This is a genomic window from Pseudoselenomonas caprae, from assembly GCF_008271345.1.
Classification (GTDB): Bacteria; Bacillota; Negativicutes; order Selenomonadales; family Selenomonadaceae; genus Selenomonas_A; species Selenomonas_A caprae.
The window spans coordinates 22,670-39,109 of record NZ_VTOZ01000008.1; the positions used below are offsets into that span (position 1 = coordinate 22,670).

Sequence of the window (16,440 nt, forward strand, 5' to 3'; positions counted from 1 at the left end):
ACTAAGTTGGTTCAATTTTAAAAGTAATCATTTCATCCAATGATAAATCCCAAATATCACATATCAAACCTTTTTGCGTCGGCAACAAATGAAAGTGATTTAAGCATTTGCTTATATGAAGCATAATTTTTTGGCTACGACGTTTGTATCCGTAATGTCTTAGCAACGTCCGCAATTTTATTCGCGTGTATCCTTGGGTAAGCTCATATCTTATGCGCAACCGTAATTGCATAAAATAAAAATCAATATCAGCGTATTCATCTTCATAGTCGAAGACTTGAAGCGACATGCCTAATTGCTGCAAATCTTTTTGGATAGCCGGATATTCTTTATCAAAAGTTACTTTATCAATCAAATAGTCTACCCAATAGGAGACATCGAGGATAAACTGCCTCTGATTGTTTCGATACGGCTCTATAAGGCATTCACGTTCCTCTTGATAAACACGTTGCAAAAAAGCCGCCTGCTGTCTGGCGCCCATATCCTGACTATCAATGTAATAGGCTATAGATAGTGCATCATAGATGCTGGAACTCAATATTTATCACTCTTTCTTGCATTACAGGAACGACAAAGAATCTGTAGGTTATCCGGTGTGGACTTTCCGCCTTTATTCATTGGGACGATGTGATCAACTTGAAAAGGTACTCTGTTGGCAGCCGTCAGCCCACATTTCTGGCATACATACTGCCCCTTTTGATTTTTTGCTTTCTCAAAAGCTCCATCACGAAGCCTTTTTTCTAAATCCGGATTTGTCTTGCCAATTTCATGTAAAGGCAAATCCTCAAGATTCTTCTCATGAGCAATAACATTGTCTTCATAGATTAACGGTTGTGTTATTTTCATCAGCTCTATATCCAGCTGGCGCCAAAAGTAAAGCTTTTTGCCAAAGAAGAGCCTTAGTACGTCATCTTCGGCAGAATCCCAAAGAGAATCTACATATTCAGCTTTCTTGCGAGGGCCCATATCCTCGTCATAGATATGGCGAGCAATAGCTGCCACATCTAACTTATTTCGATCAATATCATCAAATGTATAGAATTTAGGAGCTTCACTATACTGTGCATAGTATTTCAAGATTTGAATTACATCATCTTCTTCATAAGGCGGAATCATGTCGCCTAAGAAAAAAGTGCTGCGACACTGTTCTGCCATATCACGAAGCGTGCTATCAGCAAGGAACTCTTCGTCCTCCACCTGAAATGCTGAGAACAGTTCCGGCAGTTCCTCCATCATGGCAATATATGCATCTTTAGTGCTATCGTAGACCATAACCTGATATGTATGATCCATTCCATTCTCTTCAAGATAGGTAAATGCATACATACCAACCGGAATACGTTTTTCAAATGACACTTTTTCCAGTGCTGTAGTATCTATCGAGTCATCCAGCATTGCCGCAAATTCTTCAATCTTAGAAATAGCAATCATGCGAAGTTCATTGGCACGACGCTGACGAGGGTTATCATCGAAATCCACCTCACCCGCTGTAACAAATATGGATTCCGGATTAACCCATGCAATATGTTCGCTCCAGTCGTCAATAAAGGAAACAATATATGCTTCACTTGTGCCACCAGCTGCCTGACCGCGCAATGCTCGTCCAATCATTTGAGTCATTAGAATAGTCGATACGGTCGGACGTGCCAAGAATACGGTTTTCGTCTGAGGCAAATCTACACCTTCCGTCAAAATATTGACGTTAACAAGCACTTTCAGCTTACCATTGCGGTAATCTTCAATTTTTCGCTCATTTTCTTCACGACTAATTGTTACACCTAATGTCATATCTTTTACGGACGATACAATAAAGTCTGCCGGAATGCCAGCATGATTAAAGAGTTTTGCTAAAGTAATTGCATGAACCACATTCACAGCAAAGACTAAAGTCTGACCATATTTCTGCTGATTTTTTTTGTATGTCTCGACAATTAATTTATTGCGAGCTGCACTAGCGGCTATTTGCCGGGCAATATCGTCCGGCAGTATGTCCAACTGGTTGATATGATTCCAATCGTCAACACCAAGCTCATTACCAAACGACTCATCAGTATATGCGCTTTCAAAAATGGGCTTGGCCAGAATCTGACGTCCTATCAAATCTTTTAGGCCAATTTGATAGGTAATTCCAATATCATTTTTAGATATTTGCCCATCCCGTATGCCATCTTTATAGATTTTAGCAAGTAGCCCCTGCTCGTTTTCAGCTGTACGGAATGGCGTTGCAGTCAGCCCAATAACCTTTGTATTAGGAACCATTTTTTGCACATGTTCAATAATACGACGATAGGTTTTAGCCGTAGAATGGTGGGCTTCATCAACAATAAGGTAAACTTCATCTTCTCCATGTAGCCATCCATCCAAAGCCGCCATATTACGACCAAGACTGTCTTTACTAGCAATGAGAAGATTATCTGACGGAACAATAGAATTAGTCCGTTCATGGGAAGTCGCGCCAGAAACAATACGGTAATCGAAGGATGATATCTTAGGAATCACCTCATCATAAGCATATTTCGTAAAAGATTCGGCTGCCTGCTCCAAAAGCATTTGTCGATGGGCTATCCAAAGAATTTTCTTGTGTTCATTTAACGCATGACGCAGAAGCCACATCGATGCCGTATAAGTCTTGCCCCCACCCGTTGGGAGTACGACTAAAGTACTATACGATGGCATATCATCAATAAGATCCAGATTACACATGGCATTCTGCTGGTGTTTATATGGTGTCCGGAAATTCTTTCCTTTTTTCTTAGTTACAGTCCCAAAGGCTGCAATCTCTTGTTCAGCTATCATTGAAACCTCCCTGGCTTTATCCATTTCTATTATTTACAACAAACATTCAATTCCCTTTTTTCTTTTTAATAGAATTCTTCCACCAAAGTTTGCCTTCCTTATAGCAATCCTCAGCGATGCCATTCATTACTATGTTTATTTGCTCCTCTAAAGACTTAGTAACTTCATCATTGAGTGCGCCAGAGTCATTGCCGGCCTGTACTAAGCATTGAAGGGCTACGATATGTGCTTTTGTTTCAGGACTAAGCAGCATATCGCTTTCCGTCCTCAACTCTATGTTAATAGCCATACTATTCGTTATAATTCATCTTTAACTGGAATGTACACCTGCTTCAGAGGAATCATATTCTGATACTTTTCATTGAGGTCTTTATAGTATTTCAAAATCAGTTCAACCAATTCTGTACCATTTATACCTCGAATGATTGGTGTGTTCTCCAGATATTTTTGAGCATTTTTCGTATAATTTGATAATGTTACAAATAAACCATAATCTCCTTCATGCATAGCACCTTTTAGAGATTGTATTGTTGTCTCTTTTATGTCTCCATCCTGGCTCTTTACTTGTACAAGAATGCGAGGCGGCAATTCATCTTTATATGCGGTAATATCAATACCGCTATCCCCGCCATGCGGAGAAACAATTGTCCGATACCCCATAGCTCTTAAAAGGTCTGCTACAAAGTCCTCCAAAGCATATCCCTTTAACTGACGACTTAACTCTTTCAGAATAAAGTCTCTTGTACTTTCAATTATATCTTCAGCCGTAGCACCTATGCTATCGTCTTCTTCAACATCAGAGAAATCCTTAATTTTTTTATTCAAAGCCGACATAAACTCATCAGCATAGTTCTTTACCGTAAAGAAGGTCATTGCTGAACCTATTTCATACAAAGCCCCCTGAGAAAAAGCAGTTCTTGGCAGATGCTTTAGCCATTTAACAGCTCTTCTACTGGAAAAATGATTCTGAGGTTCGAATACATATTCCCCTTCTACGACACCAATATTTACCTCCCGGTTCGACTTTGACGGAAATACTACATAGTCACCAACTTGAACCTCATTACAAAATCGGTATAGCATTCCTGCGCTTGTGGCAATGCTCCCCTTTTTGGCGTTTGGATATACAGCCTCGTACTTTGCCTTATAGTCATCTCTATTAGTCCCAATATCTCTAAGATCACCCATTTCACGCCAACCTATGGCAATCATATTCCCCTTAAGAAAAAGGTCATCATCTTTTGCATGTATTCCCCAGATAGTTCTGTCAACGTATGCCATAATGCTAGAATCCTCTCATCTTTCTATGTTTAAATATTTCATCATATAAAAAAGAGCCAGCCGCATGGGGAGGGCCGACTCCAGTACGCGGCTGGTTTCCCAGCACTTATTATTTTATCATAAATTAGAAGAATTTTACACCCTCAAGCGCCTAAACTTTGAAGTGATAAACTAAAGTTGTAACTCCAGTGACTAATAAAATATAACATCCTTGGAGGTTTTATTATGCCACAACATTACGACGAAACATTAAAAAAGCAGATTGTCCGCCTTCGGCTTGAAGAAGGCCGATCTATAAGAAGCATCATTGAAGAGTATGGAATGTCAAAAGCCAGCATTATCAACTGGTGCAACGAATTTCGCGAAGAATGCCAGAACAATCCTGAAAGCCAGAATGAATACGACTCCATGAAAGAAATACGTAAACTCAGAAAGGAAATGGCAGAACTTAGAAAGGAGAATCTTTTCCTAAAAAAAGCAGCGGCATTCTTTGCAAAGAAAATCGATTAGAGGCTTATCGGTTCATCCAAGAACATCATCATGAATTTGGCGTGCGCTGGTTGCTGCGTAAATTCAACATTTGCCCCAATGCCTACTACAACTTCCTGAAAAACAGGAAGTCTGCTTATCGTGCCCAGAAACAGCGTGTGCTCAAGGAAATCACCACGATATACCACAAGCATAACGGTGTGGATGGTTTTACCGCAGCATGCAGATTTTCTTGAAACGAAAGCATGTTCATCTTAGTGCCCTTACTGTTCATCACTACATGAATAAGGAGCTGAATCTTCATGCCATTGTTCGAAGGAAGAAGCCGAATTACCAGAAAGGCACCGTACACAAGGTTTTTGATAATCTGTTGAACCAGGATTTCCAGGCAGAACAGATTAACCAGAAATGGGCTACTGACTTTACATATCTTTTCCTGAAGGATGGCAGCGTACGGTATAATTGCTCCGTAATCGATCTGCATGACCGCAGCGTGGTATCCAGCATTACGGATAGGAACATTACCACCGACCTGGCTATCCGTACAGTAAAGAAGGCACTGGAAGCCCAGACATCCGTAAGTAAAAATCTGATTCTGCATTCGGGCCAGGGGTCTCAGTTCACTTCAAAGGAATTTACCAAATTCTGTGAATCGGCAGGTATTACCCAAAGTATGAGCAAAGCTGGCTATCCATATGATAATGCTCTGATGGAGCGCTACTTCAACACGCTAAAGAACAAATGGATTTACCTGCATGACTATCTAGCAGCGGACGATCTTTATGCATCTGTTGAAGCGTTCGCTTATGTCTGGTATAACCATGTGCGGCCACATTCATATAATGGTTACAAGACTCCGTTCGAAGCCAGGACAGGAAATCAGCAATTATTAAGGCACAAGTGTTACAAAAATGCTTGACCACTACAGATAGGAAAAGGCTCAACGGAATATTCTCCCAGGTGTAATAGACATCCAGCCGCCGGCCGCCAAAGAAGGCCAAGGTAAGGATTGACCCCAAGGCAATATAGGTCGTTTAGGGCAAAATTCCCTGCAGATAGGTGAAACCACCCATCATATTGCGAACCTCAAAGCCTGACTGCTTCAGCATGCGTTCCATGAAATATCCGTTCATGCCAATTTTGCAGATGACCACCAGGGGCCGTTTTTTATCCAGCTTATCCAGCTGTTCCCGCATTTTTGCCGCCGGGATATTGATTGCGCCCTCTACATGGCCTGCCGCAAACATTTCCGGCGGACGCACATCGATGATCAATGCCCCCCGCTCCTGTTCTGCCACCAGTTCCGCCGGCAACAGGGGATTAGTCAGCCCCTGCAGGATGTTATCGCCATAGTATCCGGCCATATTCACCGGGTCTTTGGCTGAAGAGAAGGGCGGCGCATAGGCAAGCTCCAAATCTTCCAAATCATACACCGTGCCGCCTAAACGCAAAACAGAAGCCAACACATCAATCCGCTTATCCACGCCCTTTTTACCAATTGCCTGGGCACCAAGGACCTTGCCATCCTGCAAGCTGAACAGCACTTTAAGGGCGAAGGGCTCCGCCTGGGGATAATAGGATGCATGGTCATTGGGATAAGTGATGGTATAACGATAGTCTTTGCCATAAACCAGCCCCGCCTGCTGCAAGGCCCGCTCGTTTTTGCCGGTAGCGGCAGCAGTCAAAGAAAAGACCTTGAGCACAGAACTACCCACCACGCCGGCATACTTGCGTTTTTTGCCGGCAATATTGTCAGCGGCCAGCCGCCCCTGACGATTGGCGGGACCAGCCAAAGGCAGCGCCGCCTTCTTCCCCGTCAGGCCGTCAAAGGTCATCACCGCATCACCTACGGCAAAGACTGCCGGGGCGCTGGTCTGCATATATTCATCAACTAAAATATGCCCCCTTTCCCCCAGCTCGATGCCGCTATCCTGCAGGAATGCCGTATCCGGGCGCACGCCGATGGCCAGCACCACAAAATCAGCCGTCAGCATTTCCTGAGGAATTTTAACGCCAATGGTGCCATCCTCATGATGAAGGAATTCCTGTACGCCCTGCTCCAATAGCAGTTTCACGCCGTTCTGGCGCAGTTCAGCTTCTGCCAAGGCTGCCATATCCGTATCAAAGGGAGTCAGAATATGGGGTGCTGCTTCCACCAATGTCACGGCCAGGCCCTGGGCCTGCAGATTCTCCGCCGCCTCCACACCGATGAAACCGCCGCCGACCACCACGGCACGCCCCTGGGGATAATCCCCGGCCAGCTTCTTCAAAACCGCAGCATCTGGTACATTGCGCAGGGTTACAATGCGTTCATGGTCGATGCCCGGAATCGGCGGCCGCAGGGGCTGGGCACCCGGAGACAGCAGCAGGGCATCATAGCTTTCCGGATATTCTTCCTCCCCATGGCGAATAACTACCTGACGGGCTGCCGTATCCACCTTTATAACTTCGCTCTGCACCCGCACATCCACATGAAAAAGCCCGCGGAATTTGGCCGGTGTCATCACCAGCAAATCGTCCTGCCGAGGAATAACGCCCCCTACATAATAGGGCAGGCCGCAATTGGCAAAGGAAATATCGCCGCCACGCTCCACCAGAATGATTTCTGCCCCTTCGTCCAGCCGCCGCAGACGGGCAGCTGCCGTAGCACCGCCTGCCACGCCGCCAACTACGATATATTTTGCCATAATCATACCTCCAAACGAATATCAATTTCTCGATGTTATTATGATTATAGCAATTTACCGGATAATCGTTCGTGATTCAATCACTTTTACATATCCGTGCAAGGTTTGCTGGATTCCCCAGGCCCGCATTGGCCCAGAGTTTTGATATTTTTTTTTATGTACTTGCTATGTCATACCGCTACTACCTGCATTTTGCAAGTCTTTCTGCAAATAAGTCAAAAATCCCCTTAAGCAAGCCCTTGAAAAAGTGCTCACTTAAGGGGATTTCATTCACTATCTTTAGTGGTCAGACTTCAGCCCAGCCCCGCACATGGAGATCAGGGCGTCGCGGGTACGTCCATGCTCCTCGCAATAGTGTAAATAACCAGCATATACAGCAGCAGTGGTATGTTCTGCATATATGCCCCGGCGGGACAGCGCTTCCCGGGCAGCGAGAATCTTATCCTCAGGAATGGTGGCCGCCTTCACCTTGTAGCGGTAAATATAGTCCAGGATCTCTGCCCCCCGCATAGGTAAGCCGATAGCAATCCCTTCTGCCTGCGTGCGTTCCACCGGCTCCGGCGAAATGTCATGCCCACCTTTTTCCATAGCCTTGATAAAGGGCTGGCAGCGTTCACCACGAACCTCATCCAGATAACTGTATACCGTAACCTTATTTACCCCCAGGCGCTCTGCCACCTGCTCAATACTACCTTTCAGCTGGAAGATGCCTCGTGTGTCCATGAAGCGTATCTTGGCAATGCGTTCCTCACGGGAAAGGGCTGATGTCTCACAATCGGCCAAGATGTTATCAATCAGCGAAAAGACCATATTTTCCACCCGGTCAGGAGAAACATCCTTCTTGACCGTTGGTTTTTCCTTCACCTGGGGGCAGGAAGGACTGAATGTATTCTGCCTGCTGCAACATCCTTGTCATGTCGATATTGATACAGAGCGCACCGATCAGTTTGCCCTCATCATCACGAATCATAGCCGACGACGTACGAATCAGCTTGCCCTTCTTGCGAAAGAAATCATTGGCTACAAAATCTTCATTTGTATCACCCTGCTCCAGGGCACTTTTGACAAAGTGCTCAAAGCCCTGGCCAATCTTCCCGCCCTCTACTTTATTTTGAAGCAATCAATTGGACAGCAGGAAATCTAGCCTGTATCACGAAGTTATGTAGAAGCGGACGTTCCATTTTTCGTTCCCAGAAGGTATTTCATGAAGGAGCTATACGGCGTTTGAGACACGCAACGGCCATCGAAGGAGGAATATCTATGAATACCCTCAAAACCGTCGCCGCCAATATCTTTGACCTGGAAAAGGACCGCGCTCCCTTGGAAGAAATCGCGGCGCGCATCTATAGCGGCGGCACCCTCAAAGGCACAAACATGTGCATCCTGATTCTTGCCATTTTCATTGCCTCGATTGGTCTGAACATGAACAGCACCGCCGTCATCATCGGTGCCATGCTGATCTCGCCCCTGATGGGGGTCATCATGTCCCTAGGCTATGGCATGGCTACTTATGACAGCGCCTATGTCCGGGAATCCTTCCTGAAGCTCGTGTTTCAGGTCAGTCTCTCCGTCCTGACCTCAGCGGTATATTTTACCCTCTCCCCCATTGACACCGCTTCCACAGAACTTCTGGCCCGCACGGAGCCGAACATCTGGGACGTGCTTATTGCCATCTTTGGCGGCCTGGCCGGCATCATCGGCAGCACCCGCATCGAAAAGAGCAATGTGATTCCCGGCGTAGCTATCGCCACCGCCCTGATGCCGCCCTTGTGCACGGCAGGCTATGGACTGGCCACCTATTCGCCCAAGTTCTTCTTTGGCGCGCTCTACCTCTTCTTTATCAATAGCTTCTTCATCTGCCTGACCACCTTTATCGTGCTGAAATTCATCAAGATTCCTGCCAAGACCTATGTATCCGAGCAAGTTTTCCGCCGCCAGCGCTGGCTTCTCTCTCTGTTTGGCGTGCTCATCATCCTGCCCAGCATGTATATGGCCTACCAGAGCATCCGCAACAATCTGGAACATGCGCAGGTCAAAGCCTATATCGAAAGCAATTTCCAGCAGGGAAACCCGCAGGTCGTCGCCTTTCATCTGAATCCCCAGGAGAAAAAACTGGATCTGACTCTTATCGGCCGGACGGTTACAGATGAAGAACAGGCCGAACTGGAAAAAAAGCTGCAGACTTATTCCCATTTTGCAGACTGGAACCTGCATATCATTCAGAACGATCTGTCCGGCACCGTCCGCGCTGAGGATGTCCAAAACCTCATCAACACCCAGTGGAACGCCGCTGGCGGAGCAAGCCTTGCCAAGGCCCAGGAAGATTTGCGCAAGTACAAGGAACTGAGCATGCGTTACAGCCCCGCCTACCAGCGATTCGAGGCCGACCAAAAGCTGCTGGCCAGCATACGGGAAAAAGCCCCTATCCTGTTCCCCTCCTTTACCGGCGTTGAAGGCGCCACCGTTGCCACGGAAAACAAGGATGGCCAAATCATCCCCACAGGATTCCTGGCCGTCATTACATGCAAATCACCACTTACCGAAGACGAACAAGCCCGCTTGCAAAAATGGCTAAATGCTGAAGCTGAACTTCCCGTAAGTTTTATCCTGCGAATTACACCAGAAACAGATTAATACATTATGGAGTATCCCAGGTCATTGGGGTATAAATCAATTTATATTTATATGTTTTTCATTTTTTGCTATACGAGGTGATTCCATGAATTTTTTGCGTATCAGTAAGGATGCCTTATCCATAGCCATGGCCTATGTGGGCGTTTTGGTGGGAGCTGGGCTTTCTTCCGGCCAGGATATGCTGCAATACTTTTTGAGTTTCGGACAATTATGCCGAATATCTACCTATCCGTTATGAATTACTTTGCTCTCTGCGTGATGAATGGCGTTTCCATGGCATTGGTGCCTTTGCCTTGATTTTCAACACGGCCTTCAGTCTTTATTACGCCACCGCCCGCCGTTTCGCCGGGGATGATGTACGCAAAATGCATCGTTATATCATTGGCATTGTAATCTTGGGCTATATCTGCAGTTTCGGCGGTTTCACCAAGCTGGTATCCTGGATGTATCCCTTGCTGGGCTATATGGGATTCCTGGTTTTGGCGGTGCTGTCCATTGCCTGGATTCAGGAGCGGGACAATATCATCCGGGAAAAATTCCTGCGCCGCAAGATGATCCGCCTGCTGTTCCGCAAATACGACGACGATTATGAGTTTACCCGCCAAAACAAACAGACATTCCAAAAGCTCGGGGAAATGTCTGCGGCCGATACGGAAGGCCTCAAAAAAGACATCAAAGCCTATGTAGAAGATGTTGTGGAAAATCATGATGACCTGCAAGCTTACGCCAAGAAGAATTTGTCCATGGAGTGCTCGCCTTTAAAGAAAGAAAAAAAGGAATAATGCACTGTGCCTTTTCTCATTGACAATAAACCCATAAATGAACGATAATGGGCGAACATGTCTTTTTGACACAGTACACCAAGCGAGGTAATTTATGGACGAAGCAATACTCATCTTCATACAGGAAAACATCCGTACGGATTTATTGACGCCTGTTTTGATGCTGATTACTAACCTTGGCCATTATGGTGCCATCTGGCTGGTAATCGCAGTGCTTCTGGCCATACGGCCGCAGCCTTTATCCTTTGGCGAACCTGCACGGGCTGGCCGCGATACTTTTTTATGGCTTTCGCGGTCATCATGGCCTTTTCCCGGCTATATGCAGGTGTCCACTATCCCACCGATGTAGTAGGCGGCATAATCGTAGCCTTTGTTGGCAGCTGTCTGACCTGGCACTTGCGCAGCACCATCTTTGACCAGAAATAACCTCACGAAAATTTTCAGCAACTCCCTGGGGCTCGTCTACCCGTGCTAAGTTCCCTTAAAGCAGACACACGTAAAGAGGCTATTGCATGTGTGAGCATATCACTTACATGCAATAGCCTCTTCTTTTATTTCATATTCTCCCACCAGGACGCAAAGTTCTGTTTTTTGCCACCGTCAAGATAAGCCGCCTCCCCGATTTCCGGAGTCAGCAGTTTATACCCCCGCCCCTGGCTAAAACGGGTCAGTTCCCGATACGGCTCCTGCCAGGGATGACGGGAAAGGGCGAACTTGCCACCATGGGCTGGCAGCAGCAGTTTTGTCCTTGCATCCGTTGCTGCCTGGGCGGTTTCCTCCGGCAGCATATGGATGGCATGCCAGGCCATATTGTACTGGCCGTTTTCACCCAGCATCAAATCAAAACCGCCAAACTTTTCGCCGATGGCCTTGAAATGCTCGCCATAGCCCCCGTCGCCGGTATAATAGACCTTCCGCTGGGGCGTCACAAAGGCAAAGCCGCACCACAAGGTTGGATTGCGGTCAAGGAAGCGGCCAGAGAAGTGCTGGGAGGGCAGGATATGGACAGAGAAATCCTCCGCCAGCCTGACTTCCGTATCCCAATCTTCCTCACGGATCGTTGACATGTCAAATCCCCAAAAGTCAAAATGCTCTCCTACGCCCAAAGGACAGACAATCTGCTTCACCTTGGGCTTCAGGGCCATGACAGTAGGATAATCCAAATGGTCCCAATGGTCATGAGAAATGGCCAGCACATCAATCTCCGGCATATCATCAGCCGTGTAGACATTGCTGCCAGGAAAGGCCTTGTTGATGAAGAACACCGGCGAAGCATAGTCGCTGAATACCGGGTCAATCAGTATCCTGCGTCCTCCCAGCTGCAAAAAGAAGCTGGAATGCCCCAGCCACACCACAGCATCCTTGTCTTTGTCCAAAGCCTTCAGATCTGTCTTTTGAGATAGCATGGTTTCCTTGGGAGATAGCTCGGATTTATCCCCAAAGAGGAATTTCGCCATAGCCACGAAGCGGTTCTCCCCGCTCTCCTCATTCATCACCTGCACCGGCACCAGATTTTGGAACTGGCCGTTTTTATAATGAGGCGAGGCCTGCACGCGGGCCAGCCTTTGCCCTTGGGGCAGGCGGCCAAACTCCGGCCGCCTGGTAAAGAGCCAGCCACCGGCAGACAGCATGCCCACAGCACCGATACCTCCCATAATAAATGTTCTGCGGTTCATCTTTTTCCCCATTATAAATCAAAGCGTCAGACTATCCACCCATTCTTTCAGCGCATCGATTGAAGGACCGCCGTTCAAAATTTTTCCTTCCATGACTGTCGCCCCTGGGCAGCTATCCTGAAGGCCTGCGACGCTCTTGCCAAAGCCGCTGCCGCCGGAAGTGGCAAAAAGAATGATTTTCTTGCCTGACATGTCATATTCTTCCAGAAAGCTGTTAGTGATATGGGGAGCCACATACCACCAGATGGGGAAGCCCAGGAAAATCACATCATAATCTCCCATGTTCTCCACCTTGCCCGCCACCGCCGGACGGGAGGCAGTATCCCGCATCTCCACGCTGCTGCGGGAGTTCTTGTCCTGCCAGTTCAGGTCTTCTTTTGTGTAGGGCACCTCCGGCTTGATCTCAAAAAGATCTGCCCCTGCGGCCTCGGCCAGATTGCTGGCAACCTTGGCCGTCACACCGCTGGCAGAAAAATACGCGACTAATGCTTTGCTCATAATGGATCCTTCTCCCTTCTACACTTATAAAGTCTTTATGATATCCTCGGCAATCTGTTCAGCAGTCAGATGATGTTCCTGCGCCAGCTTACCGTAATCATAGCGGTCATAGAATTTCTTGGGCAGGCCGAAGTTCAGCACCTTCATCCTGTCAGCACCATAGAAGCGGGCAATCTTCTCGCCAAAGCCGCCTTCCAGCACGCCATCTTCCAGCGTCACCACCATATCGTGGTTTTCCTTCAGGCTTTCCAGCAGTTCCTCATCCAGCCCCGTGATAAAGAGCGGATTGATTACCGTAGCCTCAATGCCCTGGTCCTTGAGCTTGGCTGCCGCATCCTCCGCCAGATTGCAGAAACTGCCCAGACCGATAAGAGCCACCTGGCTGCCCTGGCGGACCACCTCGTACTTGTTCAGCTCGTCATAGCTCTTGCGGACAGGACGGTTGGAGCTCCCCACCATCATATGGGGCACCCGGATGGCTACCGGGTATTTTTCCTGCGCCACCGACCAGTCCAGCATGGCCTGATATTCCTCCGGCGAAGTGGGTGCCAGATAAACAAGATTGGGGATATTGCTCATCATGGGGATGTCGTAGAAGCCCAGATGGGTTACATCATTCATGCCGTACATGGAGGCCCAGAACACCAGGAAGGTTGCGGGGCTGTTATTGACACATACATCCTGTGCCAGCTGGTCATAGGTACGCTGGAAGAACGAGGAATAATCCCCAAAGACCGGATGGGCACCATTTTTCGCCAAACCGGATGCCATAGCCACCGCCTGCTCCTCAGCAATGCCCACGTCGATATAATGCTCACCCAGCTCCTCACGGCTTGCCTGGGTAAGCCCCATGCTGGCAGGAGTTGCTGCCGAGATGGCGATGAATTTCTTATCCTCCTTGGCCAGCCGCAGGAAGGTCTCCGCCGTCTGTTCCGCATAAGGGTCAATCAACGGCTGTGTCACTTCACCGGTCTCGATATCAAAGGGCATATGCCAGTGCCACTCTTCCTTATTCTCTTCGGCAAACTTATAGCCTTTTCCTTTTTTGGTGACAATATGCAGCACCACAGGATGATCGATATCCTTGACTTCCTCCAGAGCCGCAATCATCGCCTCGGCATCATTGCCATCGGCCACGAAGCGATAATCAAGTCCCATAGCCTTGAACAGATTGCGTTCCGACTTACCGTTGGTATCACGCAATTCCTTAAAGCCCTTATACATGCCGCCGTGAACTTCAGCAATGCTCTGGTCATTATCATTGAACACGATAATCAGATTGGACTTCATCTCCCCGGCAGTATCCAGCCCTTCCAATGCTTCACCGCCACTCATGGAACCATCGCCGATGATGGCGATGATATTTTCCTTGTCACCCTTGAGGTCACGAGCCTTGGCCAGCCCCGTTGCCAGACTGATGGAGGTAGACGTATGCCCCACATTGAACATATCGTGCGGGCTTTCCTCGGGGTTGGTATAACCCGACACATCGTCATAATGCTCCTCATAGAGATAGGCATCCTTGCGGCCCGTCAGCATCTTATGGGGATAGGCCTGATGGGAAATATCAAAGACAAACTTATCCTTCGGCGAATCAAACACCGTATGCAAGGCAATCGTGGCCTCCACAATACCGAAATCCGGGCCGAAATGGCCGCCATGGATACTTGCTCTTTTCAGCATAGCCTCCCGCATTTCGCGAGCCAGCGCTCTGCGCTGCTCCGCCGAGAACCCTTTGATATCCTCAGGACCCGTGACTTTCTCCAAATACATGAAATCGCTCCTTTGCTCTAGCTTACAACATTCATAATCTCAGCTGATGTTTGTAAGTCTATACCTTGGAGCAAACTTCAAGTCAATCCCCCCTTCCGAAAAAATTTCTAAACTTTTATTTTCTCAAGCTCCTCCCGTCCCACTAACTCCACATTTTTACATAGTGCGCCAGCCGCAGGTGGAGTACCGGCTCAGTGGGCAATTACACGATTTTGTAGCCGTGTTCCCCCAATGCCGTTAATGCTGCATTAAAATCGCCTTCCCTAACGAGGATATAATCTGTGTTGTAGGTGGATACGGCGAATATCCCTATCTTATTTTCTGCCAATATGGATGATATTTTCGACAGAATGCCAATCAGTGAAAAATCAAGTATTCCCTTTATACGAAAGGCCCGCCAGCCATCGTCACGCTCCAGTGTTTTAGTTGGAGTATTCTCAGTCTTGCAGACCAGGGATATTTCCTCATCCGTCCTGCCAACAAAATAAAAATCTTGATTCAAGTCAATTTCTGCCGTCGTTTTAAGTTTGCAAACCGTCAGCCGGCCATCAATTTGTTTCAATTCCATCTGCTCCCCCTCCTTACGACTCATTTACCAACTTACCTGTCATATACTCAATACCCATCGCCAGGCACTGCACCCGTGGCAGGGCATTTTTTAATTCCTTCTCCAGATATTCCTGATCGTCGGTGAATCTGCCTACGAGATGGGTACATATCCTTTTAGCCACCTCTTCGTCCTCCACCAGACTGATTCTGCCGAAGGCGATGACACTCTTGATATTGAGGGCCCATTCCTCTTCACTGACCTGCTGCTTAAAGCGTCTCATCTTTCTGAACATCATCCTATCCCCCTTCAATATGCAAAGAACGCCATATCTTTATCTTCGCTGACCTAACGATAAAGATATGGCGTCTTTCCTGCTACCCGGTGGCAACAGGCACCTTTTTATGTTCTTATGCTCCTATGTTACCACGTTGCCTGTATCAAATCAACCCCAGCCGCTGGAAGGCATTGGCCAGTCCATCATCAGCCACCGCATCCGTCACAAAATCCGCTTTGGCCTTGATTTCTTCGCCGCCGTTGCCCATGGCCACACCCATGGCACAGTATTCAAACATGGGCAAGTCAATCTTGGCATCGCCGAAGGCGATGGTGTCCTCAATTTTGCCATCGATATGTTTCAGCAGCTCATCAATGGCATGAGCCTTGGTGATGCCCTTGACGCCCAGGTCCCCGAACAGAGCCGTTTCCCCGACGCCGCCCCAGGTGCCTGCCTGCAGATCCGGGAAGGCTTCCTTGGCTGCCAGGAAGTCCTCATAGCTTTCGAGGATGAAGCTGACCTTGTTCAGATCGTCCCGGTAAAGCTCCCCACCGAAAATCATTTCGGGGAAAGCCTGCCGCACGGTCATCCTGGCGGCATTGTCCTGTCCCTTGCGGGCCGAATATTCCTGCATGACAGGCTCGCCCCGGGTCTCGAAGTTCTCGCTGGCAAAGAGGCCATTGTTGCTTTCGAGATAAAATTCCAGCTGACGCTCATGGAGCCAGTCCACGATGCGGCGGCTCTGCTCTGCCGTGAGTAGCTGGTGCATGACCACCTGCCCGTTGTCCTCCACATAGCTGCCATTGCCGCCAATCATGCCGTCAAGGCCGATGTCCCAGATTTCCTGATAGACCTCGGCCCGGCTGCGGCCCGTGCTGATATATACCTTATGCCCATTTGCCCTGGCCTGGCGGATAGCCGCCACTGCCGATTCCGGCAAGGCATTGTCATAATCCACCAGCGTACCATCCACATCAATGAAAATAATCCTGCTCACGCT

The 16,440-nt window shown here is 47.9% G+C and carries 17 protein-coding genes and 1 pseudogene; 5 read left to right on the top strand and 13 right to left on the bottom strand.

What is annotated here, in order from left to right; all coding sequences use genetic code 11:
* Position 1: 1 nt before the first annotated feature.
* The 4 genes from FZ041_RS05165 to FZ041_RS05180 are packed head-to-tail and all read right to left on the bottom strand — an operon-like array spanning position 2 to position 4,077.
* The gene (locus FZ041_RS05165; protein WP_149188793.1) at positions 2-538 is read right to left on the bottom strand and encodes a hypothetical protein; all 537 of its coding nucleotides are present in this window, start codon (positions 536-538) and stop codon (positions 2-4) included.
* Positions 535-2,796, bottom strand: a complete 2,262-nt coding sequence (locus FZ041_RS05170; RefSeq protein WP_187626315.1) for a DEAD/DEAH box helicase family protein — start codon at positions 2,794-2,796, stop codon at positions 535-537. The genes FZ041_RS05165 and FZ041_RS05170 overlap by 4 nt, the downstream gene beginning before the upstream one ends.
* A gap of 46 nt (positions 2,797-2,842) precedes the next feature.
* Positions 2,843-3,049 carry a hypothetical protein gene (locus FZ041_RS05175; RefSeq protein WP_149188795.1) on the bottom strand — a complete coding sequence of 69 codons (207 nt, stop codon included), beginning with the start codon at positions 3,047-3,049 and terminating at the stop codon, positions 2,843-2,845.
* 44 nt (positions 3,050-3,093) lie between these two features.
* Positions 3,094-4,077, bottom strand: coding sequence for a restriction endonuclease (locus tag FZ041_RS05180; RefSeq protein ID WP_149188796.1), 984 nt, complete (start codon positions 4,075-4,077; stop codon positions 3,094-3,096).
* 225 nt (positions 4,078-4,302) lie between these two features.
* Here FZ041_RS05180 and FZ041_RS05185 point away from each other — a divergent pair.
* A pseudogene (locus tag FZ041_RS05185) lies at positions 4,303-5,485 on the top strand (IS3 family transposase).
* A gap of 115 nt (positions 5,486-5,600) precedes the next feature.
* On the opposite strand, the gene FZ041_RS05190 reads toward FZ041_RS05185, so the two are convergent.
* The 3 genes from FZ041_RS05190 to FZ041_RS14945 all read right to left on the bottom strand — a co-directional run bounded on the left by FZ041_RS05190 (position 5,601) and on the right by FZ041_RS14945 (position 8,373).
* The gene (locus FZ041_RS05190) at positions 5,601-7,253 is read right to left on the bottom strand and encodes an FAD-dependent oxidoreductase (RefSeq protein WP_149188797.1); all 1,653 of its coding nucleotides are present in this window, start codon (positions 7,251-7,253) and stop codon (positions 5,601-5,603) included.
* 279 nt (positions 7,254-7,532) lie between these two features.
* Entirely contained in the window at positions 7,533-8,063 is a 531-nt protein-coding gene (locus FZ041_RS05195) for a pyridoxal-phosphate dependent enzyme (protein ID WP_255449268.1), read from the bottom strand.
* 13 nt (positions 8,064-8,076) lie between these two features.
* Positions 8,077-8,373, bottom strand: a complete 297-nt coding sequence (locus FZ041_RS14945; RefSeq protein ID WP_149188799.1) for a PAS domain-containing protein — start codon at positions 8,371-8,373, stop codon at positions 8,077-8,079.
* A 140-nt stretch (positions 8,374-8,513) separates the two neighbouring features.
* Here FZ041_RS14945 and FZ041_RS05205 point away from each other — a divergent pair, with 140 nt between their 5' ends.
* From FZ041_RS05205 to FZ041_RS14950, 4 genes are all read left to right on the top strand, one after another.
* A complete protein-coding gene (locus FZ041_RS05205) occupies positions 8,514-9,887 on the top strand; it encodes a DUF389 domain-containing protein (protein ID WP_149188800.1) in 1,374 nt (457 codons plus the stop codon).
* Positions 9,888-9,972: 85 nt separating this feature from the next.
* Positions 9,973-10,125 (top strand): hypothetical protein, encoded by a 153-nt coding sequence (locus FZ041_RS14425; RefSeq protein WP_187626316.1) that lies wholly within the window; start codon positions 9,973-9,975, stop codon positions 10,123-10,125.
* A 55-nt stretch (positions 10,126-10,180) separates the two neighbouring features.
* On the top strand, positions 10,181-10,669 hold the full coding sequence (locus FZ041_RS05210; protein ID WP_143092183.1) for a hypothetical protein: 489 nt from the start codon (positions 10,181-10,183) through the stop codon (positions 10,667-10,669).
* 240 nt (positions 10,670-10,909) lie between these two features.
* Complete coding sequence (locus FZ041_RS14950) at positions 10,910-11,095, top strand: phosphatase PAP2 family protein (RefSeq protein ID WP_369407314.1); 186 nt, start codon at positions 10,910-10,912, stop codon at positions 11,093-11,095.
* Between the two features lie 125 nt (positions 11,096-11,220).
* Here FZ041_RS14950 and FZ041_RS05220 read toward each other — a convergent pair whose 3' ends face one another.
* From FZ041_RS05220 to FZ041_RS05245, 6 genes are all read right to left on the bottom strand, one after another.
* Positions 11,221-12,345 (bottom strand): MBL fold metallo-hydrolase, encoded by a 1,125-nt coding sequence (locus FZ041_RS05220; protein ID WP_149188801.1) that lies wholly within the window; start codon positions 12,343-12,345, stop codon positions 11,221-11,223.
* 18 nt (positions 12,346-12,363) lie between these two features.
* Positions 12,364-12,843 carry a flavodoxin gene (locus FZ041_RS05225; RefSeq protein WP_149188802.1) on the bottom strand — a complete coding sequence of 160 codons (480 nt, stop codon included), beginning with the start codon at positions 12,841-12,843 and terminating at the stop codon, positions 12,364-12,366.
* Positions 12,844-12,867: 24 nt separating this feature from the next.
* A complete protein-coding gene (locus FZ041_RS05230) occupies positions 12,868-14,616 on the bottom strand; it encodes a 1-deoxy-D-xylulose-5-phosphate synthase (protein WP_149188803.1) in 1,749 nt (582 codons plus the stop codon).
* 202 nt (positions 14,617-14,818) lie between these two features.
* Positions 14,819-15,184: an ACT domain-containing protein gene (locus tag FZ041_RS05235; RefSeq protein ID WP_075445025.1), complete on the bottom strand. Its 366-nt coding sequence runs from the start codon at positions 15,182-15,184 to the stop codon at positions 14,819-14,821.
* 13 nt (positions 15,185-15,197) lie between these two features.
* Positions 15,198-15,461, bottom strand: coding sequence for a hypothetical protein (locus tag FZ041_RS05240; RefSeq protein ID WP_255449259.1), 264 nt, complete (start codon positions 15,459-15,461; stop codon positions 15,198-15,200).
* Positions 15,462-15,603: 142 nt separating this feature from the next.
* Positions 15,604-16,437 carry an HAD family hydrolase gene (locus FZ041_RS05245; RefSeq protein ID WP_149188804.1) on the bottom strand — a complete coding sequence of 278 codons (834 nt, stop codon included), beginning with the start codon at positions 16,435-16,437 and terminating at the stop codon, positions 15,604-15,606.
* Positions 16,438-16,440: the final 3 nt, after the last annotated feature.